This is a genomic window from Diaphorobacter aerolatus (genome assembly GCF_014489535.1).
GTDB lineage: Bacteria > Pseudomonadota > Gammaproteobacteria > Burkholderiales > Burkholderiaceae_C > Diaphorobacter_A > Diaphorobacter_A aerolatus.
Map to the genome: position 1 here is coordinate 4,650,648 of NZ_CP060783.1, position 20,343 is coordinate 4,670,990.

The window sequence follows — 20,343 nt, forward strand, 5'->3', positions numbered from 1 at the left end:
CGTGGCTGCTGTCGGTCCGAACTGCGGCGGTCTGCGGCGTTATCGCCCGGGCGATACCCAGCCGCCCAGATGCTCACCGGCAATGGTGGTGAGCGCCGTGATCCAGGCGTGGTTGTCGTTCAAACAAGGAATGTAGCGAAACTCCTTGCCCCCGCGTGTAGGAAGGCCTCGCGTGCTTCCTGATTGATTTCTTCGAGCGTCTCCAGGCAGTCGCTCGTGAAGCCCGGGCACATCACGTCGATGCGTCCAATGCCCTTTTGCGCCATCGCCACCAGTGTGGGTTCGGTGTAGGGCTCAAGCCATTTCGCCTTGCCGAAACGGGACTGGAATGTCACCTGGTATTGCTCACGCGCGAGACCCAGCTCGCGCGCGAGCAGCCGTGCGGTGGTCTGGCATTCGTCTGCATAGGGATCGCCCAGCGCCACGTTGCGCGCCGGAATGCCGTGAAAGCTCATCACCAGTTTATCGGCGGGGCCGCCTTGCTGACCCCAGTGCTCGCGCACGGTTTTGGCAAGTGCCTTGATGTATGCAGGATGGTCGTGATAGCTGTTCACAAAACGCAGCTCGGGTATGCGGCGCTGCGTGCCGAGCCAAGCGTACACATCATCGACCACGCTGGCCGTCGTCGTGCTCGAATATTGCGGATATAGCGGCAGCACCAGCACCCGGTCGATGCCGCTTTTCAGCCATTCCTGAAGCTGCGCCGCTATCGCGGGCTGGCCGTAGCGCATGGCATAGGCCACCTTCACATTGCGCAGGCCCGCTTCGCCGAGCCAGCCGCGCAGCATCACGGCTTGCCTCGCGGTCCACACGGCGAGCGGCGATCCGTCCCTGGTCCAGATGGTCTTGTACTTGGCGGCCGATTTGGCGGGACGCGTGGTGAGGATGATTCCGTGCAGGATCGGCAACCAGGCAAGGCGAGGAATCTCCACCACACGCGGATCGCCCAGAAACTGCGCGAGATAGCGCTTGAGCGCAGGTGCCGTCGGCTCGTCGGGAGTGCCCAGATTGACCAGCAAGACCGCACAGCGCGCCGGAGATTCGGACGATGCCTGCATGGCAGGAGATAGGGTGTGCGTGGGATCTGCTTGAGGCGGTTGCATCCGTCGATTGTCGCAGGCTCGCACGGGTTCAAATCCATATGCCAGAAGCGGTGCAAGTTGATCGTTGATGTGGACGAAATTTGCGGCATATGGTTGTGTTCGCCATGTCGATTTTTCCTATGATGGAATTGCGTAGATTCAATCGCCAAAGTGGCGCGACACGGCGTCGGCGACGAGATAATTGATAGCAATCACAACTCAGTTGTTGATCGCATTTGTTTTTGCCCGGCACCTTCGGTCAGGTGCCGGGCGTTCCCGTAGTCTTGAACAGGAGAAGCCCATGACGAATGAAGCCCAGTGTCCCTTCCATCAAGGTCACAACAGCGAAACCGCCGCCAAAGGCAATGGCACGACCAACCGCGACTGGTGGCCCAATCAATTGCGCGTCGATCTGCTGAGCCAGAACAACGCCACGAGCAATCCGCTCGGCGAGGACTTCAACTACGCAGACGAATTCAGGAAGCTCGACTACGAAGCCGTCAAGCGCGACCTGCGTCTGGTGATGACCGACTCGCAGGACTGGTGGCCCGCCGACTTCGGCCACTACGGCCCGCAGTTCATCCGCATGGCGTGGCACGCCGCCGGAACCTACCGCGTGCAGGATGGCCGAGGCGGTGCGGCGCGTGGGCAGCAGCGTTTTGCCCCGCTCAACTCCTGGCCCGACAACGTGAACATCGACAAGTCGCGCCGCCTGCTCTGGCCGATCAAGCAGAAGTACGGCAACCAGCTTTCGTGGGGCGACCTGATGGTTCTGTGCGGCAACGTGGCACTGGAAACCATGGGCTTTCGCACCTTTGGTTTTGCGGGCGGCCGTGTGGACACCTGGACTCCCGATCAGGACGTGTACTGGGGCGCGGAGAAGGAATGGCTTGCCACGAGCGACAAGCCCAACAGCCGCTACAGCGGTGAACGCGATCTGGAAAATCCGCTTGCCGCAGTGCAGATGGGCCTGATCTATGTGAACCCCGAGGGTCCCGACGGCAATGGCGATCCGGTCTCCGCGGCCCACGACATCCGCGACACCTTCGCGCGCATGGCGATGGACGATGAGGAAACCGTCGCGCTGATCGCCGGCGGCCACACCTTCGGCAAGACTCACGGCGCAGGCCCGGCCAGCCATGTGGGTGCCGAGCCCGAGTCGGACGGCTTGGAGGCGCAGGGCCTCGGCTGGAAGAGCAGCTTTGGCACGGGCAGCGGCAAGGACGCGATCACCTCGGGCCTTGAAGTGACCTGGACGCAGACGCCGGCGCAGTGGAGCAACTTCTTCTTCGACAACCTTTTCAAGTTCGAGTGGGTCAAGGAACAAAGCCCTGCCGGTGCCACGCAATGGGTTGCCAAGGACGCTGGCGACATCATTCCCGACGCGCATGGCGGCCCCCACAAGAAGCCGACCATGCTGACCACGGACATCTCGCTGCGCGTGGACCCGGCCTACGAAAAAATCTCGCGCCGCTTTCTTGAAAATCCGCAAGCCTTTGCCGACGCGTTCGCGCGTGCCTGGTTCAAGCTGACCCACCGCGACCTCGGCCCGCGCTCGCGCTACATGGGTCCCGAAGTGCCCAAGGAAGAACTGATCTGGCAGGACGTGATTCCCGCCGTCAAGCATCCGCTGGTCCATCAGGACGATGTGGCCGCGCTCAAGGCCAGGGTGCTGGCTTCGGGGCTCACGGTGCAGGAACTGGTCGGCACGGCCTGGGCCTCCGCCTCGACCTACCGCGGCTCGGACATGCGCGGCGGCGCCAACGGCGCGCGCATTCGCCTCGCTCCGCAAAAGGACTGGCAGGTCAACCAGCCGGAGCAATTGGCGCGTGTGCTGTCCACGCTCGAAGGCATACAGCGCGAATTCAACAAGGCTGCCGATGGTGACAAGCGCATCTCGCTGGCCGATCTGATCGTGCTCGCTGGCAATGCCGGGGTCGAAAAGGCCGCCGCCGATGCAGGCGTGCCGATTGCCGTGCCGTTCCACGCAGGGCGTGGCGATGCAAGCGCCGAGCAGACCGACGTCGAATCGTTCCAGTACCTCGAGCCCAAGGCCGATGGTTTTCGCAATCACCTTCAAGGCCGATTCGCAGCGCCCGCCGAAGCCCTGTTGATCGACAAGGCCCAGTTGCTGACGCTGACCGCTCCGGAACTCACGGTACTCGTCGGCGGACTGCGCGCCATCAACATCAACACCGGCGGCAGCCAGCACGGCGTGTTCACCGAGACCCCGGGGCGGTTGACGAACGATTTCTTCGTCAACCTGCTGGACATGGGCACGCAGTGGAAGGCGCTCGACGACGGCACCTACGAAGGCGTGAATCGCAAGACGGGCGAGAAAAAGTGGACCGGCACGCGCGTGGATCTGGTGTTCGGCTCGAATGCCATCCTGCGCGCCGTGGCCGAGGTGTACGCCCAGACGGGCGCGAAGGAAAAGATGGTCAGGGACTTCGTCGCCGCCTGGACCAAGGTGATGGAACTGGATCGATTCGACCTCAGGCAGTGATGCAGGCGATGGGCTGAACGGAGGACTACCTCCACCAGCTCAACGAAAACGAAAGCGCCCTCGTGGCGCTATTAAGGGCCTGTTCACACAACCCACGGGGTCGCGCAAGCCCGAAGGGTTGCGCAGTCTTGGGCGGTCTGCGGCGTTGCAGGCTCTCGCAAGGTACCTGCCTTGCTTCGAGCCTGCGCCTTGCATCCCATCCCAAGACTGCACAACGCGATCCCCGTGCGTTGGGTGAACAGGCCCTAGCTTCTTCGTGTCGCCAGCCAGCAGAGGATCGCGCCGCCGCACACCATGAAACCGCCGGTCCAGAACGAGGCGGTCAACGGAACCTGCAGCACGACGGCCGCCAGTGCCGCGGACAGCACCGGCGTGAAATACGAAGCGCCCGCGAGAACGGTGACGTTGCCATGAAGAATGCCGACGTTCCACGCCGCGTAGCCAAACCCCATGGCGGCCGCAGCCAAACCGAGATGGATGGCGGTCGGCATGCTCCAGTGCATCGTCGCATCGCCTGCCGCCAGGTATTTCACCCACAGGACGAGGGCGGTCAGCATGAAGAACAGCGCAATGCCGTTTTTGCCATTCGCGATGCGCGCGGTAACGGTGCAGTACGCAGCCCAGATGAGGGCACCGGCGAAGGCCAGGCCGTAGCTCAAGGGGTTGTCCTGCACGTTTGCCAGCATTCCCGAAACGTTGAATCCCTGCTCGCCCGCAAGCACCCAGACGATGCCCGCCAGCGAAATCAACAGGCCCGGATAAACGAGCCCACTGGCTCTCTGTCCATTGAAGACAATCGCCGCGATCATCGTGAACGTCGGCCACAGATAGTTGACCATGCCGACCTCGATGGCCTGCTGGCCCGTGTGCGCGTAGCCGATCGACAGGGCAAGGCACAACTCATACGAAACGAACAGCACGCTGCCCCAGATCAGGTAGGTCCGGGGCATTTCCCGCAGACGCGGAAAGCCCACGGTCAGCAGCAAAAGCACCGAGGCCACCGAATAGATCATGGCGGCACCGCCGGTCGCGCCCAGTCCCTCGCTGACGCTGCGGATCAGGCCGACGATGGACGACCAAAGAGCAATGGCGACAAGGCCGACGATGGTGGCATTTTTCCGGCTGGGCATCTGTGGAGTGGGCGGAAGGTGACGATGTGGATTGAGGGTCGGGGGCCGCAGCAGCAGACCGTGGCCTGCGGTTGGAGCACGGATCGACACGGCCCGGTGTTTGGTTGTATCACCAAAACCAGCGTGTTTTTTGCACAAACGCGGCGAGGCGCACTTCGCTCATGATGCAGCGCTGCTTTTCCCTTTGCCGCCCCTGCGGATGCTCTGCGGCTATGCTTGGCGCACCATGCACACTTTGGATATTTCCCGCATCAAGGCCGTCACCATCGATCTCGATGACACCCTGTGGCCCGTGTGGCCGACCATCACGCGCGCCGAGGAAGTCGTGGCCGAATGGCTCAGGGAGCGTGCTCCGGCCACGGCGGCGGCGTATCCGGACTCGCGCTCGCTGCGCAGGATTCGCGAGCGTATCGAACTCGAACGGCCCGAACTGCGCGCCGACCTGAGTGCGATGCGCCGCGAATCGATCCGCGCGGCGCTGATCGAAAGCGGCGACGATCCCGCGTTGGCCGAGCCGGCGTTTGACATCTTCTTCGCCGAGCGCCAGAACGTGGTGCTGTTCGAGGACGCGCTCGAGACGCTGGAATTTCTCGCCTCGCGCTATCCGCTGGTGGCGATCTCCAACGGCAATGCGGATTTGCAGCGCATCGGCCTTGGCCGTTTTTTCAAGGCGGCCTTGAGCGCTCAGGGATTCGGTGTCGGCAAGCCCGATGCGCGCATCTTTCATGCTGGCGCGCAGCAGGCGGGTCACGCAGCGCAGGCCGTGCTGCATGTCGGTGACGATCAGCGCCTGGACGTGGAGGGCGCGCTCAATGCGGGCATGCAGACCGCCTGGATCAACATGGACGCCAGGCCCTGGGAGCTGGAGGCTAAGCCGCATGCCGAGGTGACGAGCCTCGCGCAGCTCTGCGCGATCCTCAGGTAAAAGATGACGAGCGCGGTCAGTCCGGCTTTACGCCCGCGCGCTTGAGCACTTTTTGCCAACGCTGCTGCTCCTGCGCGATGAACTTGGCGAATTCGGCGGGCGTGCCGCCAATCGCCTCGGCCGCATCGCCCTGAAGTCGGCGCTGAGATTCCGGAGCCTTCACCGCCTTGGCGCATTCCACGGCGAGCTTGTCGATGTGTTCCTGCTTCATCGTGGAGGGCGCGAGCATGCCGTACCACTGCGTCATCTCGAAGCCTGGAAAGCCTTGTTCGGCAACCGTTGGCACGTCGGGAATCTGCGGCAGGCGTTGCGCAGAGCCGGTCGCGATGCAGCGCACCTTGCCGGATTTGATGAATTGAAGCAGGGCAGCGGCACCGACCGAAGCGGCGTCGAGCCGGCCTGCGAGCAGATCCTGCATCATCGGCCCGGTGCCGCGATAGGGCACATGCAGCATGAAGAAGTCCGCCGTCATCTTCAGATATTCGAACGCCAGATGCCCCGCGCTGCCGTTGCCCGCCGAGCCATAGCTGAGCTTTCCGGGCTTCTGCTTGGCGTAGGCGATCAGCTCGCGCAGATTCTTGACCGGCACGTCGGGATGGACCACGTAGAGGCTGGGCACCTTGGCGAGCAGCGAGACCGGCTTGAAGTCCTTGTTCGCGTCATAGGGCAGCTTTTCGAAGATATAGGGATTCACCGCGAGCGTGCCGATGTGGCCGAGGATCACCGTGTGCTGATCGTCCGAGCGCGCGACTTCCTGCATGGCGATGTTGCCCGCAGCGCCCGGCTTGTTGTCCACGTAGACGCTCTGGCCAAGCTGCCTGGTCAGCTCGGCAGCGGTTGACCGGGCCACGATCTCGGAACTGCCACCGGGCGCGAACGGCACCACGAAGCGCACGGACTTCGACGGCCACGCCGCCTGCGCCTGCGCTGCGGCGGGAAGCAGCAGTCCGGAAAGCGAGGCACCCCCAGCCAGAGCCAGGAGATGGCGGCGATTCATGCCGCTCAGCGACGATGCGGGAATGTGCTCGGGCATCAGTGGGTCGGGTTTGAGCATTGTGTGTCTCCATGCAGAGCGCTGTTGTGTCTGTGCCGATCTTGCCGTTTTTTGCTGTCGATTGGCTGTCAGCACGCTCCGGGTTTTCGCGGGGGTGACTAGGCCCTAGGTGCTCAAAACGGAATTTTTCCGGTCAGCATGTCCCGCCACATCACCCAGTCGCCGCGAAAGCTGTAGAGCGGCCGCCGGAAGCTCGCGGGCTGGTTCTTCTCGAATGCGAAGTGTCCGACCCAGGCGAAGCCATAGCCGCAGACCAGCGCGGCGAGCAGGTACCCGGGATGGCCCGTGACGACCAGCCCGATCAGGAACAGCAGCGAAAGCGAGGTGCCGATGAAATGCAAGCGGCGACAGGCGCGGTTGCCGTGTTCCTTCAGATAGAAGGGATAGAACTCCGCAAAGGTCTTGAACTGGCGCGGGTCCATGGGCGGCCTCTCGAGACGCAAGCCGGGCGTGGCTTCATCAGACTTATACGCCCGGTCCGGCAGAACCCCAAGCCGGGCAAATTTCAGGGGATTGCAGGCTCCTGACGCTGCGCTGGCGCGGACACGGGCGGCGTATGGCGTGTCAGAAAATCCCGAATGGCAAACAGCGTTTCATCGGGCGCCTCGGTCATCTGGTTGTGCCCGCTGGGCAGCGTGGCAAGGCTGACCTGCTTGCCCGCCGCCTTGGCCGCGTCCATCAAGCCCTTTGCGGCCTTGGGCGGCGTCATCTGGTCCTGATCACCAAGCGCGAACAGCACCGGGCAGACAAGGGCGGCCATCGCCGCCTCGCCGCCCGCGTAGGTGTCGCAGGCATTGAAGCCGGTGTACAGCAGATTCGTTTCGCGATTGCTGGCCAGCACGCGGCGGCCAAGCGCCTTGCCCGCGCCAAACACCCAACTGCCAGCGCCGCTCGGTGGCGAGAGCGTCGCGCGCGAGAACACGTTGATCATGTGGATCGCCTGCTCGGGCGTCTTGACGGCCGATTCGAGCAGCGCGGGCGAAACCTTCATGGGATACGCCGCACCCACCAGCACCAGATGGCTCACCCGTTCCTTGAGTTGCGACGCCGCCTGCATGGCAATCAGGCTGCCCCAGCTATGGCCGATGAGCGCAGCCTTTTGCAGGCCTGCCGCATCCATCAGTTCGCCGATGAAGGTAGCCGCCTCTTCCACGCTCTGCGGCGCTGTGCCACCGCTTTTGCAATGCCCCGGCAGGTCGATGGCAAGCACGTTCCAGCCGTGATTGGCCAGGTAGCGGCTTTGCAGCGCCCACACGCTGTGATCACACAGCACACCGTGGATGAGGATGGCGGTCGGCCTGCCAGCGTCAAATGCCTTGCCGCCGGTGTAGGCATAAATCTGGGCACCATGGACGTCGATCTGCATGCGCTGGTCTCCTGAGTGATACGGTTGGGTCGGTACGAGCTGGTTCGCGGTTCACGCGGCCTTCTCGGCCGCCTTCAACGCGCGCTTCAAATCGTCGATCAGGTCATCGGCATCTTCGAGCCCGATCGACAGGCGAATCGTGCCCTGGCCGATGCCGGCCTGCGCGAGCGCATCGTCGGTCATGCGGAAATGCGTGGTGCTCGCCGGATGAATCACCAGCGAGCGGCAATCGCCCACGTTGGCGAGATGGCTGAAGACCTTGAGCGTTTCGATGAACTTCTTGCCCTGATTGCGGTTGCCGTTGATGTCGAAACTGAACACCGAACCCGCACCGCGCGGCAGCAGTTTTTTGGCCAGTTCGTAGGACGCATGTGTCTCCAGCATCGGGTGGCCGACGCGGCTGACCAACGGGTGGCTTGCGAGAAACTGCACCACCTTCTCGGTGTTGCGCATGTGGCGTTCCATGCGCAGCGCAAGCGTCTCGATGCCCTGCAGAATCAGCCACGCGGTGTGCGGGCTCATGCATGCGCCGAAGTCGCGCAGGCCTTCGCGGCGTGCGCGCAACAGGAATGCGCCGGTGGTGCTCTCCTCGGAAAACACCATGTTGTGAAAGCCGTCGTAGGGCTCGGTCAGCTCGGGAAATTTGCCGGATTTCTCCCAATCGAAACTGCCGCCGTCCACCACGATGCCGCCGACCACGGTGCCATGGCCGGACAGGAATTTGGTTGCGGAGTGGTAGATGATGTCCGCGCCATGCTCGAAGGGCTTGATGAGCCAGGGAGAGGTCAGCGTGGAATCCATCAGCAGCGGCACACCGGCGGCGTGCGCGATCTCGGAAATCGTGGGAATGTCGAGCACGTCAAGGCCCGGGTTGCCCACGGTTTCGCCGAAGAACAACTTGGTGTTGGGCTGCACGGCAGCCTTCCAGCCGTCGATGTCGCCCGGCTTCACGAAGGTGGTCGAAATGCCGAAGCGCGCGAGCGTGTAGTGCAGCAGATTCTGGCTGCCACCATAGAGCGCGGTGCTCGCGACGATGTGGCTGCCGGCCCCCATCAGCGTGGCTATCGACAGATGCAGCGCCGCCTGACCGCTCGCCACTGCAATCGCGCCGACGCCACCCTCGAGCGCCGACACGCGCTGCTCAAGCACCGCATTGGTGGGGTTGCTGATGCGGCTGTAGACATGCCCGGACGCTCCAGATTGAAGAGGCTGGCCGCGTGATCGCTCGACTCGAAGACGAACGAGGTCGTCAGATGGATGGGGACGGCGCGCGCGCCCGTGGCAGGATCGGGCTGCGTGCCTGCGTGCAGCGACAGCGTATCGAAGCCGGGGTCAGAATATCCGGGCATTCAGGTCTCCAGGAAGATCGGGTTGCCTGCAATTGTGGGCTATATTTCGTGGAGATTCGGCCATGCGCACCCCCGGTGCGTAGCTTGCCCTAAGGAGATACCCCATGAAAGTCAGCGACATCCTTCGAGTCAAGGGCAATACGCTCTATACAGTCACGCCCGACGAACCGCTTTCGCAGGCCGTCGATGTCATGTCCGAAAAAGACATCGGCTCGCTCGTCGTGATGGAGCATGGCGACCTCGTGGGCATGCTCACTTTCCGCGAAGTGATTCAGGCCTTGCAGAAAAACGGCGGCAGCGTCGGCACCATGCTGGTACGCAAGGCCATGGACGACGCGCCGCTGACCTGCACGCTCGAAACCGACATGGACGAGGTGCGCCGCATGATGCTCAACCGCCACGCACGCTACATGCCGGTGATGGACAAGCGCATGCTCATGGGCGTGGTGAGCTTCTACGACGTCGCCAAGGCCGTGGTGGACAGCCAGAACTTCGAGAACAAACTGCTCAAGGCCTATATCCGCGACTGGCCGGAGCAAAATCAGTCGGTTTGAAAACGCGGGCCTGATGGTGCTGCCAGGGCTCGACTGCTGTCGTGCACTGACCGCACCGCATTTCTGGAGCGCCAACGATGAGTGCGACCACCCGCAACCCCCATGATCACCACGGCGCCGACGCTCCATGCACGGCGCAGCAGGCGCTGAGTGCGCTCTGGCAGCAGGCGGGCCTGCCGATGCAGGCATTGGAGCGTGCGCATCTGCATGGCGTGGCCATGGGTTTCCCGAGCAGCTTTGCCGTCGATGTGGCGGCGCAAACAGCGGTCGCGGCTGCGGCGCTGGCGGCGAGCGAGATTGAACGGTTGAGAAGCCCGGCGTCCGCGCCGCAACGGGTGAGTGTGGACGTGCAGCATGCACTGGCCGAGTCCACCGGCTATTTCACGCTCGATGGAGAGCGGCCACCGGTGTGGTCCCCGGTGTCGGGACTGTACGCGTGCGGTGAAGACACCGACCAGCCGGGCCACGTGCGCATTCATGCGAATTTTGCGCACCATCGAGATGGCGCACTGCGATTGCTCGGATTGCCCGAGGGCGAGGGCACGACGCGCGAACAGGTGCGGCAGGCCCTGAGGCGTTGGACCGCGGTGGACTTCGAGAGCCAGGCCACGCAGGCCGGACTGGTGGTGGCCGCCGTGCGAACCAGCGCCGAGTGGCTGGCAAGTCCCGTGCAAGCGGCCATCGCCGCGCAGGAGCTGGTCGGCATCACGCGTGTGGCAGACGCGAAACCGCTCGCATGGCCCGCGCATTCGGGCAAGCAACGACCGCTTGCCGGTCTCAAGGTGCTCGATCTCACGCGCATCCTGGCTGGGCCCGTGGGTGCGCGCACCCTGGCGGCATATGGCGCGGATGTTTTGATGATCAATTCGCCGCACCTGCCCAATATCGAGGCCATTGCCGACGTAAGCCGTGGCAAGCGCTCCGCATGGCTCGATTTGAAGGACGCTGCGGCCAGTGCGACCATGCGGCGGCTGCTGCAGGAGGCGCATGTCTTCATTCAGGGTTACCGGCCCGGTGGTCTCCAGCGACTGGGGTTGGGGGTGAGCGAGGTCGCGCAGATCCGTCCGGGCATCGTCTATGCGAGTCTCTCGGCCTACGGGCGCGAAGGGCCCTGGGCGGACAAGCGCGGTTTCGATTCCTTGGTGCAGACCGTGAGCGGCATCAACAGTGACGAAGCGGCGGCCTTTCAAAGCGCGGAACCGCGTGCCTTGCCGATGCAGACGCTGGACTACTGCGCGGGATTTCTGCTGGCGTTCGGCGTGCAGGTCGCGCTCATGCGGCAGGCCGGGCAGGGTGGCACGTGGCATGTGCAGGTGTCGCTGGCGCGCGTGGCGCAATGGCTGCGGCAGCTCGGGCGAAGACCGGTTGCGGGGCAGGGAGCACCAGGCAAGGTGGATGAACGGGTCGCGCCCTGGTTGCGGGCTGAGCCCAGCGGCTTCGGGGCGTTGCAGGCGGTGACGCATGCGGGCATGTTGTCGGCAACGCCCTCGGGATGGGACCGACCTTCCGTCCCCCGGGAACCGATCAGGCCGCATGGATTCAAGACGACACCGAATGAGCGGGCCACACGAGGCCAAGGCGCAGGCGCTGGCACCTAAGCGATAATGCAGGGCTTATGAGCGGCAACACACTCGGTACTCTTTTCTGCGTCACCAACTTCGGTGAATCCCACGGTCCGGCCATCGGCTGCGTGATTGATGGCTGCCCTCCGGGCATGGCGTTGACCGAGGCCGACATCCAGCTCGATCTGGACCGTCGCCGTCCAGGCACGAGCCGCCACGTCACGCAGCGCAACGAATCCGACAGCGTCGAGATCCTCTCCGGCGTTTACGAAGGCAGGACCACGGGCACGCCGATTGCGCTGTTGATCCGCAATACGGATCAGCGCAGCAAGGACTACACCAACATCGCGCAGAGCTTTCGTCCGGGTCATGCCGACTACACCTATTTCCAGAAATACGGCATTCGCGATCCGCGCGGCGGTGGTCGTTCGTCCGCGCGCCTGACCGCGCCGACCGTGGCCGCAGGCGCGGTTGCCAAGAAATGGCTCAAGGAAAAACACGGCGTCGAGTTCCGTGCCTGCATGACGCAGATCGGCGAGCTTGAAATTCCGTTCGAGAGCTGGGAACACGTGCCCCACAATCCATTCTTCGCACCCGTGGCCGACGTGCAGGCGTATGAGGACTACATGGATCGGCTGCGCAAGTCGGGTGACTCCATCGGTGCCAAGGTGCGCGTGCAGGCCAGCGGTGTGCCGGTCGGTCTGGGTGAGCCGCTGTATGACAAGCTCGATGCCGACATCGCCCATGTGATGATGGGTCTGAACGCGGTGAAGGCCGTGGAGATCGGCGCGGGATTTGACAGCGTCACGCAACGTGGCACGACGCATGGCGATTCGCTCACGACGCGGGGTTTCGAGACCAACAACGCGGGCGGCGTTCTGGGCGGCATCAGCTCGGGTCAGGACATCGAGGTGAGCATCGGCATCAAGCCGACCAGCTCGATCATCAGCCCGCGTCACTCCATCAACACACTCGGCGAATCGGTCGAGGTGATCACCAAGGGTCGCCACGACCCCTGTGTCGGCATTCGCGCCGCGCCCATCGCGGAGGCACTGCTCGCGCTGGTGATCATGGACCACGCGCTGCGTCACCGCGCACAGTGCGGCGACGTGGAATCGGGCCTCGCACCGATTCCCGCTTCGATCCAGTCCTGACCACGCCGGTGTCCTGCCCGGTCCTGCTGATTGCCGCGCCCGCCTCCGGGCAGGGAAAGACCACCGTGACCGCCGCGCTCGCGCATCTGCTGCATTCGCGCGGCAAGCGCGTGAAGGTGTTCAAGTGCGGGCCGGATTTTCTCGATCCCACCTGGCTCGCGCTCGCCAGCGGCCAGTGCGTGGACAACCTCGATCTGGCGATGTGCGGCAAGGCCGACATCCAGCGGCGGCTGGCTCGCGCAACGCGCAGCAACGACGTGGTGCTGATCGAGGGCGTGATGGGGTTGTACGACGGCGCGCGCAGTGCCGCCGACATGGCCGCGCTGTGGAATCTGCCGATACTTCTGGTGATCGATGCCTCCGCCATGGCCGAGACCTTCGGCGCGCTCGCCTTTGGGCTGGCGAAATACCGACCGGGTCTGCGCATCGCGGGGGCGCTTGCCAATCGCGTGGCCAGTGAACGCCACGCCCGGATGCTGAGCGCGAGCATGCCCGATGATCTGCCGCTGCTCGGTCAGGTGATGCGACAGCAGGGCATGGAGAAGGCGCCGATCCCGTCACGCCATCTGGGGCTTGTTGCCGCCGATGAACTGGAGGATGGACATGATCGCATTGCGCAGGTGGCGCAGTCGCTCGCGCAATCCGCCTTGGGCCAACTGGAGTGGAACGAGTGGCAGACACGCTGGGGCGTGAGCATCGACGCGCCGGATGAAGCGCACCATGCCCGGCCACTGCTCCAAGGCCGTCGCATTGCCGTTGCGCGCGACGCCGCTTTCCGCTTCATCTACCCGGCGAACATTGCATTCCTGCAGGAGCAGGGCGCGTCGGTCCACTATTTCTCGCCGCTCGCGGGCGATGCGCTGCCCGAGTGCGATGCGCTGTGGCTTCCTGGCGGCTACCCCGAGCTGCATGCAGCGGCGCTCGCGGAGCAGCGCCGATTGGCGAGCCAGATCGACGCGCACTGGAAGGCGAACCAACCGATCTGGGCAGAATGCGGCGGCATGATCGCGCTGATGCAGGAGCTGCGCTGGCCCGCGAAGAATTTGCGTGCGCCGTTGCTGGGCGTGGTTTCCGGCGTCGTGACGCAGCACGAACGATTGCGCGGTCTCGGCATGCAGGCCTGGCAAACCCCGTGGGGACTGCTGCGCGGTCACGGGTTTCACTATTCAAGTTGTGAGACCGACATGCCCGTGACCGGGCACACACGGCGCCTGCTTGACGAACGCAGCGTCGATGAGGGCTCGCAACTCGAGTGCATTCACGCCGAAGGCTCGCTGCGCATGAGTTACTTTCATGCGTGGTTTGCGTCGAATCCGGAAGCCGCCGCTGCGCTGTTTCTTCGCTGAACGGAATTTCGAGGTACGTCAGCCGCCTTGGCGCAGCGAGGCACGCTGGCGCAGCCAGGCCGACGGACGCAAGCGCTCGCCAAACTGATCCGCGAGCGCGTCGCACTGGCGCACAAAGGTCTCCACGCCCAGCATGTCGATGTAGCTGAGGGTGCCGCCGGTCCACGCGGGATAGCCGAGGCCGAGAATCGAGCCGATGTCTCCGTCGGTCGATGCCGTGAGAACGGATTCCTCCAGACAACGCGCCGATTCCAGCGCCTGCATGCACAGCAGGCGCGAGCGGACCGTTGCAGCGTCCGGTTGCTTGTCGGCAAGTGGAAATTCCCGCTCAAGGCCCGGCCACAATCGTTTGTTGCCTTCGGCAGGGTAGTCGTAGAAGCCGCCGCCGCTTTTGCGACCCAGACGCTGCAGCGTGTTCATGCGTTCCACGACAGGCTGCGCCGGGCGACGCAGGAATTTTTCGTCAAGACCGTCGCGCTGCGCCTGGCCGATGACCAGCGCCTGCAGGTCGAGCGACACTTCGTCCGTGACCGCCAGAGGCGAGGTGGCGAAGCCCGCCTGTCGCGCCGCATTTTCGATGAGTGCAGGGTGAATGCCCTCCGCCAGCATCGCCATGCCTTCGTCGATATACGCGCAGAAAATGCGGCTCGTATAGAAACCCGGGCTGTCGTTCACGAGGATCGGCGTCTTGCCGAGGCGTGCTGCCAGATCCATGGCGCGCGCCAGCGTTGCACTGCTGGTCTGCTCGCCGTTGATGATTTCAAGCAGCGCCATGCGTGGCACGGGCGAGAAGAAGTGCATGCCGATCACTTGCTCAGGGTTCGGCCAATAGCCTGCGAGTCCGGTGATCGGAAGCGTCGAGGTATTGCTGGCCCAGACGAAATGCCCGGCGCGGTCGGCCAGTACCTGCGCGGCCTCGGCCATCAACCCTGCCTTGGCGGAGCGGTCTTCGTAGATGGCTTCGATGATGAAGTCACTGCCGCGAAGGCGCTGCAGGTCGTTGCTGGCGGTGATTCGCCGCGCGATGGCGTCGGCCTTGTCGCCGTGCGAGCGTTGCAGCGCGGCGCTCACCTTGTCGCGAGCCTGCGCTGCGCGCTCCGCGCTGGTGTCGATCAGCACCACGTCGATGCCCGCCGCAGCGGCAATCTGGGCAATGCCTGCGCCCATCAGGCCAGAACCGAGCACGCCCAACTGGCGAACTTCATGGCGCGGAACATCCGGGGGGCGACGCACCAATTGCCGGGCCCGGTCCTGCTCCAGCCAGAGCGTGCGGATCTGATTGCCTGTGGCCGGTTGAGACAGCGTTTGGGCCGCGCATTGGGCTTCGATCAACAGTCCTGCATCGATGGGCAGTTGCGTGCCTTCATACACCGCCGTCACGATGGACAGTGGCGCGGGCTGGTGGTCATGGGTCGATTTGCGGATGCTCGCGATGGAGTCGCCAAAGCTCTTCCCCGCGTGCGCGGCCATCGCACCGGCACCTTGCGGGATTCGGTAGCCCTTGGCGTCCCACGCTGCCTGTGCCTGAGGATGGGCCAGCACCCATTCAATAGCTGCTGCAATCGCGTCCTCGGGCGGCAGGGCGGCGCCGATCAGCTTGTGCTCCAGCGCCGCCGCTGTGTCCCACATCGAGGTCCCGAGAAGCACGGGAAGAGCCGCGGGAATGCCGCTGATTCTCGGGAGGCGTTGCGTTGCCCCGGCCATCGGGGGAATGCCGCGCCGTACGAGTGGGAGGCCGAATTGCGCGGACTGCTCGCGTGTGGCAACGATGCGATGGTGGCAGGCCAGGGCGAACTCCAGGCAAAGATCCAGGCAGTTGCCCTCCACGACGATGGCAACGGGTTTGGATAGGCGCTCCACCGTCCGCAGCCACTGTGAACGTCGAAGGATGTTGCTGGCCATTGCAGCGGCGTCGCCCGTCGAACAGAACGCAAGCCACGCGCTGGCGCTTGCCTGCGGCAGCCAGTTCGAGCCTTGCGCGTGGATCACGAAACCAAGTATCGACTCCTGCTGTGCATGTTGCTGCAGTGTGACGATGAGTTCGCGTAGCTCCGCTGGCTCCACGGAGTCCGCCGCGTGGCTGCATTCGGGCAGCCGCACGTGGGCAATGCGGTGTTCATCGAGCTGGACTGGAAAGAGTTCGGGATGGGGCATGCGTTTTGTTCCAACTTCGTTCAGACACGTTCGATGATCATGGCCGTGGATTGGCCCGCGGCTGCGCAGAGCGTGACCAGGCCGGTTGCGAGGTCCCGGCGCTCCAACTCATCGAGCAGGGTTCCGAGCAACATGGCACCGGTGGCACCAAGAGGGTGTCCCAGTGCGATGGCGCCGCCGTTCACGTTGATGCGCGCGGGATCGATCTCAAAGCACCTGCTGTAGCGCATGGGCACGATTGCGAAGGCCTCGTTGACCTCGAAGAGATCGATGTCGGCGATCGTCATGCCGGCTCTGGCAAGCGTCTTGTGCGTGACGGGGATCGGCCCGCCAAGGCTGAGAAGGGGCTCGTCGGCGCAACTCGCAGCCGCCCGGATGCGCGCGCGCGGCGTCAGGCCGTTGCGTTCGCCGAACGCTGCGTTGCCCAGCAGCACGGCGCAGGCGCCATCGACGATGCCGCTCGAATTTCCCCCGGTATGCACTGGCTCGAAGGCTTCGAGCTGCGGATAGCGTTGCAGCACGATGGATCCATAGCCCGCAGCCGCAGCTTTGTCGAACGCGGGCGGCAGCTTGGCCAGATCGGCGAGCGTGGTGCCGGGGCGATGGGCCTCGTCACGCGCGAGTACCACCTGCCCGAGCCGATCACGCACGGGAATCAGCGATGCGTCGAACCTGCCCGATGCAACGGCCTCGGCTGCGCGGCGCTGGCTTTCGACGGCGTAGGCGTCCACCTCGGCGCGCGTCACGCCGTCGAGCGCGGCCATCAGGTCGGCGGCGACGCCGTTGGGAATATAGGGATGGCGCGCGCCGATGCTGGGATCGGTGTAGACGGCACCGCCATCGCTACCGATCTGCACGCGCGACATCGATTCGACGCCGCCGCCGATGGCCGCATCGGCCTGACCGGACGCGATCAGGCCAGCGACCAGCTTCACGGTGTCGAGCGCCGAGGTGCAGAAGCGATTGAGCTGAAAGCCCGAGACCGAATCGCCGTAGCCTGCTTCCAGCAGCGCCACACGGGTGATGTCCGCTCCCTGTTCGCCAATCGGCATGACCACGCCAAGCCCGACATCGTCGATTTCTGCGGGATGGGCGATGCTGCGTTCGCGCAGGGCATTCAGCGTCTGTATGGCCAGTTGAACCGGGGTGATGATGTGCAGCGCACCATTCGTGCGGCCCTTGCCGCGCGGTGTGCGCACGTGGTCGTAGATGAAAACGTCTTGCATGGGATGTCTTGGGGCTGATGGGCTCAGGCCCGGTTGAGCAGATGGGTTCCGAAGCGCTTGCGCAACTCCAGCTTCGAGAGCTTGCCGGTGGCGGTGAGCGGCATCTTGTCGATGAAGATCACGGCATCCGGCATCCACCATTTCGCGATCTGGCCGTCGAGGGCCTTCAGCACCTCGGCCTCCGTCAGTTGGCCCGGTTCGCGCGGCTCGATCACGAGGATGGGACGCTCGCCCCAGCGCTCGTGCTGGCCCGCAATGCACGCCGCGAGGTAGACGCCGGGAATGGCGATGGCCAGGTTCTCGAGGTCGACGGACGAGATCCATTCGCCGCCGGACTTGATGACATCCTTGCTGCGGTCCGTGAGCCGCATGTAGCCATCGGAATCGATCAGTGCCACGTCACCGGTAGGCAGCCAGCCGTCGGGTGTCGTGGCGTCTGCCGGAGCGTTGAAATAGCGTTTGATGATCCACGGCGCGCGGACCTGCAGTTCGCCGGGCTGGCTGCTGCCCCAGGGAATTTCCTGGCCCTGTTCGTCCACGGTGCGCATGTCGGCACCCGAGACGGCGCGGCCCGCGGATTGGTAGATGGTGCGATGCTGCTCGGCAAGTGGAACGTCGCGGTGCTGGGCAAGCGGCTGCGAGGTGGTGGTCATGGCCGCCGTCTCCGTCATGCCCCAGCCCTGCGTGACTTGAATGCCGAGAGCGTGATATGCCTCGATCATCGACAGCGGAGTGGGCGAGCCGCCAAGCAACAGGCGCTTGAGCGTGGGAACGCGCACGTTGTTCTGCTGCATGTACGACAGCACGTTGAACCACACCGTCGGCACACCGATCGACATCGTCACGCCCTCCTGATCGATGAGCCGGTGCAGCGATGCGCCATCGAGCCTCGAGCCGGGCAGCACCAGCTTCGCGCCCGTGAGCGTCGCGGCGAAAGGTGCCTCCCATGCGTTGGCATGGAACATCGGCACCACGGGCATGAGCACGCTCTGCGCGGAGACGTTCTGCGCGTCGGGCAGTGACACTGCGTAGGCGTGGATCACGGTGGCGCGGTGGGTATACAGCACGCCCTTGGGCTGGCCGGTGGTGCCCGAGGTGTAGCAGAGAAAGGCGTCGGAGCGCTCGTCGATCCCGGGCCACGCCATGTCTCCGTCATGCCCCGCGAGCAACTGCTCGTAAGCCGATGCGCTGGTGGCCGCACCGGACTCGCTGTCCAGGCATATCCAGTGGCGGATGCTCGGGCACTGAGGGCGGATCTTCTCGACGATCTCCTGAAAGTCGGAGCTGTAGAACAGCGCGACGTCCTGCGCGTCATTGACGATGTAGGTGATTTGCTCGACGAACAGACGCGGATTGATGGTGTGGCAGATCGCACCCATACCGGGGATGCCGAAATACATCTCGTAGTGGCGATGGTCGTTCCAGGCGAGGGTGGCCACGCGTTCGCCATGCTGGATGCCCAGATTCAAAAGGGCCTGTGCGAGCCTGCGCGCCCGCAGCTCGCATTCGGCATAGGTGTGCCGAACGGTCTCGCCCTGGATCACCGACACGATCTCGCTGCGCCTGTGGTGGCGGGCAGCGCCTTGCAGCAGACTGCTCAGTAGCAGGGGGATGTCCATGGCGTGCGAGAGTCTTGGCGAGTTCATCAGAACTTGTCTCCGTGACGGTTGTTTATATCGGGATCATGCCGCTCGCAGCCGCATCTGCCAATCGTCCGGAGCGACGATTTTGGTAGCCCGGCCGCCTTTGCACACAGGCATCGTCGGATGCGACGATTGCCGCGTGGCACGACCGGCGCAATACTGCCTGCTCATCAGCTAACGACAACGGAATGCAGACATGACGGGGCCGCTCAACGGACTGAAAGTGGTGGAAATGCAGGGTGTTGGGCCGGGGCCCTTCTGCGCCATGGTGCTGGCCGACATGGGTGCGGAAGTGCTGCGCATTTGCCGCGAAGGCACACCCGACGATCCGCATGACGTGCTCGCTCGCGGGCGGCTGGTGCTGCCGCTCAATCTGCGCAGCGAGCAGGGACGCGACCGCGCACTCGCCTTCATCGAGCAGGCAGACATTCTGATTGAAGGCTTCCGACCGGGCGTGATGGAGCGATTGGGGCTTGGGCCGGACACATGCCTTGAGCGCAATCCGGCGCTCGTCTACGGGCGCATGACGGGCTGGGGCCAGACGGGGCCGCTGTCCCATGCCGCTGGCCACGACATCAACTACATCTCGATCAGCGGCGCTCTGCATGCGGTCGGGCCGGCGCACCAGAAACCTTCCATTCCGTTGAACTACGTGGGTGATTTTGGCGGAGGTGCGATGCTGCTGGCCGTGGGGGTGCTCGGTGCCCTTCATGAGGCGCGACGTACCGGACGCGGGCAGGTGATCGATGCGGCGATGAGCGACGGAGCGGCGCTAATGTCTGCAATGATGTATGGGTTCAAGACCGCAGGAAGCTGGAGCAATGAGCGCGGCGAGAACCTGCTCGACGGCGGAGCCCATTTCTACGACACCTATGTCTGCGCGGACGGGAAGCACCTGGCCGTGGGGCCGATCGAGCCGCAGTTCTATGCCGAGTTGCGGCGCCTGATGGGTCTGGCGGACGAGCCCGACTTCGATCACCAGAATGATCGCCGCTGGTGGCCCAAACTCAAGGTGCGGCTGGCCGATCTCTTTCGCACGCGCACGCGCGAGCAGTGGTGCCTGCTGCTTGAAGGCACGGACGCCTGCGTTACGCCGGTGCTCGATTGGGACGAGGCCCCGGCGCATCCGCACAATGTGGCGCGCGGCACCTTCAAGACCGATGCCGGGTTGCTGCAACCAGCCCCGGCGCCGCGTTTCAGCGCTCATGCCAACACGCTACCTGGGCGTCCCAGGCCTGCGGACGAAACAACGCTGCTCACGCGCTGGCGCAGCCAATGAACGAGCATCTCAT

Annotated in this window: 14 protein-coding genes and 2 pseudogenes; 7 read left to right on the plus strand and 9 right to left on the minus strand. The window is 64.3% G+C overall.

Annotated elements, in window-relative coordinates:
* Positions 1 to 39: 39 nt before the first annotated feature.
* Positions 40 to 1,058, minus strand: a pseudogene (gene hemH / locus H9K75_RS21845) (ferrochelatase).
* Positions 1,059 to 1,383: 325 nt separating this feature from the next.
* Between hemH and katG the strand changes: the two are divergent.
* Positions 1,384 to 3,588, plus strand: a complete 2,205-nt coding sequence (gene katG / locus H9K75_RS21850) for a catalase/peroxidase HPI (protein WP_187724121.1) — start codon at positions 1,384 to 1,386, stop codon at positions 3,586 to 3,588.
* 245 nt (positions 3,589 to 3,833) lie between these two features.
* On the opposite strand, the gene yddG is transcribed toward katG, so the two are convergent.
* A complete protein-coding gene (gene yddG / locus H9K75_RS21855; RefSeq protein ID WP_187724122.1) occupies positions 3,834 to 4,718 on the minus strand; it encodes an aromatic amino acid DMT transporter YddG in 885 nt (294 codons plus the stop codon).
* A 226-nt stretch (positions 4,719 to 4,944) separates the two neighbouring features.
* Between yddG and H9K75_RS21860 the strand changes: the two genes are divergently transcribed.
* Positions 4,945 to 5,643, plus strand: a complete 699-nt coding sequence (locus H9K75_RS21860; RefSeq protein ID WP_187724123.1) for an HAD family hydrolase — start codon at positions 4,945 to 4,947, stop codon at positions 5,641 to 5,643.
* Between the two features lie 16 nt (positions 5,644 to 5,659).
* Here the strand turns inward: H9K75_RS21860 and H9K75_RS21865 are convergent, their stop codons facing one another.
* From H9K75_RS21865 to H9K75_RS21880, 4 genes and pseudogenes are all read right to left on the minus strand, one after another.
* Complete coding sequence (locus tag H9K75_RS21865; RefSeq protein ID WP_187726149.1) at positions 5,660 to 6,676, minus strand: Bug family tripartite tricarboxylate transporter substrate binding protein; 1,017 nt, start codon at positions 6,674 to 6,676, stop codon at positions 5,660 to 5,662.
* 134 nt (positions 6,677 to 6,810) lie between these two features.
* Positions 6,811 to 7,119, minus strand: coding sequence for a DUF962 domain-containing protein (locus H9K75_RS21870; RefSeq protein WP_187724124.1), 309 nt, complete (start codon positions 7,117 to 7,119; stop codon positions 6,811 to 6,813).
* 83 nt (positions 7,120 to 7,202) lie between these two features.
* Positions 7,203 to 8,063 (minus strand): alpha/beta fold hydrolase, encoded by an 861-nt coding sequence (locus tag H9K75_RS21875; protein ID WP_187724125.1) that lies wholly within the window; start codon positions 8,061 to 8,063, stop codon positions 7,203 to 7,205.
* Positions 8,064 to 8,114: 51 nt separating this feature from the next.
* Positions 8,115 to 9,412: pseudogene (locus H9K75_RS21880) on the minus strand (O-acetylhomoserine aminocarboxypropyltransferase).
* A gap of 104 nt (positions 9,413 to 9,516) precedes the next feature.
* Here H9K75_RS21880 and H9K75_RS21885 point away from each other — a divergent pair.
* The 4 genes from H9K75_RS21885 to H9K75_RS21900 all read left to right on the plus strand — a co-directional run bounded on the left by H9K75_RS21885 (position 9,517) and on the right by H9K75_RS21900 (position 14,028).
* Positions 9,517 to 9,966 carry a CBS domain-containing protein gene (locus H9K75_RS21885; protein WP_187724126.1) on the plus strand — a complete coding sequence of 150 codons (450 nt, stop codon included), beginning with the start codon at positions 9,517 to 9,519 and terminating at the stop codon, positions 9,964 to 9,966.
* Between the two features lie 77 nt (positions 9,967 to 10,043).
* Positions 10,044 to 11,564 (plus strand): CoA transferase, encoded by a 1,521-nt coding sequence (locus H9K75_RS21890; protein WP_187724127.1) that lies wholly within the window; start codon positions 10,044 to 10,046, stop codon positions 11,562 to 11,564.
* A 17-nt stretch (positions 11,565 to 11,581) separates the two neighbouring features.
* Positions 11,582 to 12,682 carry a chorismate synthase gene (gene aroC, locus H9K75_RS21895; RefSeq protein ID WP_187724128.1) on the plus strand — a complete coding sequence of 367 codons (1,101 nt, stop codon included), beginning with the start codon at positions 11,582 to 11,584 and terminating at the stop codon, positions 12,680 to 12,682.
* Positions 12,683 to 12,690: 8 nt separating this feature from the next.
* Positions 12,691 to 14,028 (plus strand): cobyrinate a,c-diamide synthase, encoded by a 1,338-nt coding sequence (locus H9K75_RS21900; RefSeq protein ID WP_226858364.1) that lies wholly within the window; start codon positions 12,691 to 12,693, stop codon positions 14,026 to 14,028.
* Positions 14,029 to 14,046: 18 nt separating this feature from the next.
* On the opposite strand, the gene H9K75_RS21905 is transcribed toward H9K75_RS21900, so the two are convergent.
* The 3 genes from H9K75_RS21905 to H9K75_RS21915 are packed head-to-tail and all read right to left on the minus strand — an operon-like array spanning position 14,047 to position 19,054.
* Positions 14,047 to 16,182: a 3-hydroxyacyl-CoA dehydrogenase NAD-binding domain-containing protein gene (locus tag H9K75_RS21905; protein WP_187724129.1), complete on the minus strand. Its 2,136-nt coding sequence runs from the start codon at positions 16,180 to 16,182 to the stop codon at positions 14,047 to 14,049.
* 20 nt (positions 16,183 to 16,202) lie between these two features.
* On the minus strand, positions 16,203 to 17,408 hold the full coding sequence (locus H9K75_RS21910; RefSeq protein ID WP_187724130.1) for an acetyl-CoA C-acetyltransferase: 1,206 nt from the start codon (positions 17,406 to 17,408) through the stop codon (positions 16,203 to 16,205).
* Between the two features lie 23 nt (positions 17,409 to 17,431).
* Positions 17,432 to 19,054 carry a long-chain-fatty-acid--CoA ligase gene (locus tag H9K75_RS21915; protein ID WP_187724131.1) on the minus strand — a complete coding sequence of 541 codons (1,623 nt, stop codon included), beginning with the start codon at positions 19,052 to 19,054 and terminating at the stop codon, positions 17,432 to 17,434.
* 193 nt (positions 19,055 to 19,247) lie between these two features.
* On the opposite strand from H9K75_RS21915, the gene H9K75_RS21920 reads away from it, so the two are divergent.
* Positions 19,248 to 20,330, plus strand: a complete 1,083-nt coding sequence (locus H9K75_RS21920; RefSeq protein WP_187724132.1) for a CaiB/BaiF CoA transferase family protein — start codon at positions 19,248 to 19,250, stop codon at positions 20,328 to 20,330.
* Positions 20,331 to 20,343 lie beyond the last annotated feature (13 nt).

Bases quoted from the DNA above. Each gene is read 5' to 3' on its own strand.
- yddG (WP_187724122.1), bottom strand. From the start codon at position 4,718: ATGCCCAGCCGGAAAAATGCCACCATCGTCGGCCTTGTCGCCATTGCT.
- H9K75_RS21885 (WP_187724126.1), top strand. From the start codon at position 9,517: ATGAAAGTCAGCGACATCCTTCGAGTCAAGGGCAATACGCTCTATACA.
- H9K75_RS21910 (WP_187724130.1), bottom strand. From the start codon at position 17,408: ATGCAAGACGTTTTCATCTACGACCACGTGCGCACACCGCGCGGCAAG.
- H9K75_RS21890 (WP_187724127.1), top strand. From the start codon at position 10,044: ATGAGTGCGACCACCCGCAACCCCCATGATCACCACGGCGCCGACGCT.
- katG (WP_187724121.1), top strand. From the start codon at position 1,384: ATGACGAATGAAGCCCAGTGTCCCTTCCATCAAGGTCACAACAGCGAA.
- H9K75_RS21870 (WP_187724124.1), bottom strand. From the start codon at position 7,119: ATGGACCCGCGCCAGTTCAAGACCTTTGCGGAGTTCTATCCCTTCTAT.
- H9K75_RS21860 (WP_187724123.1), top strand. From the start codon at position 4,945: ATGCACACTTTGGATATTTCCCGCATCAAGGCCGTCACCATCGATCTC.
- H9K75_RS21875 (WP_187724125.1), bottom strand. From the start codon at position 8,063: ATGCAGATCGACGTCCATGGTGCCCAGATTTATGCCTACACCGGCGGC.
- H9K75_RS21905 (WP_187724129.1), bottom strand. From the start codon at position 16,182: ATGCCCCATCCCGAACTCTTTCCAGTCCAGCTCGATGAACACCGCATT.
- H9K75_RS21865 (WP_187726149.1), bottom strand. From the start codon at position 6,676: ATGCCCGAGCACATTCCCGCATCGTCGCTGAGCGGCATGAATCGCCGC.
- H9K75_RS21915 (WP_187724131.1), bottom strand. From the start codon at position 19,054: ATGAACTCGCCAAGACTCTCGCACGCCATGGACATCCCCCTGCTACTG.
- H9K75_RS21920 (WP_187724132.1), top strand. From the start codon at position 19,248: ATGACGGGGCCGCTCAACGGACTGAAAGTGGTGGAAATGCAGGGTGTT.
- aroC (WP_187724128.1), top strand. From the start codon at position 11,582: ATGAGCGGCAACACACTCGGTACTCTTTTCTGCGTCACCAACTTCGGT.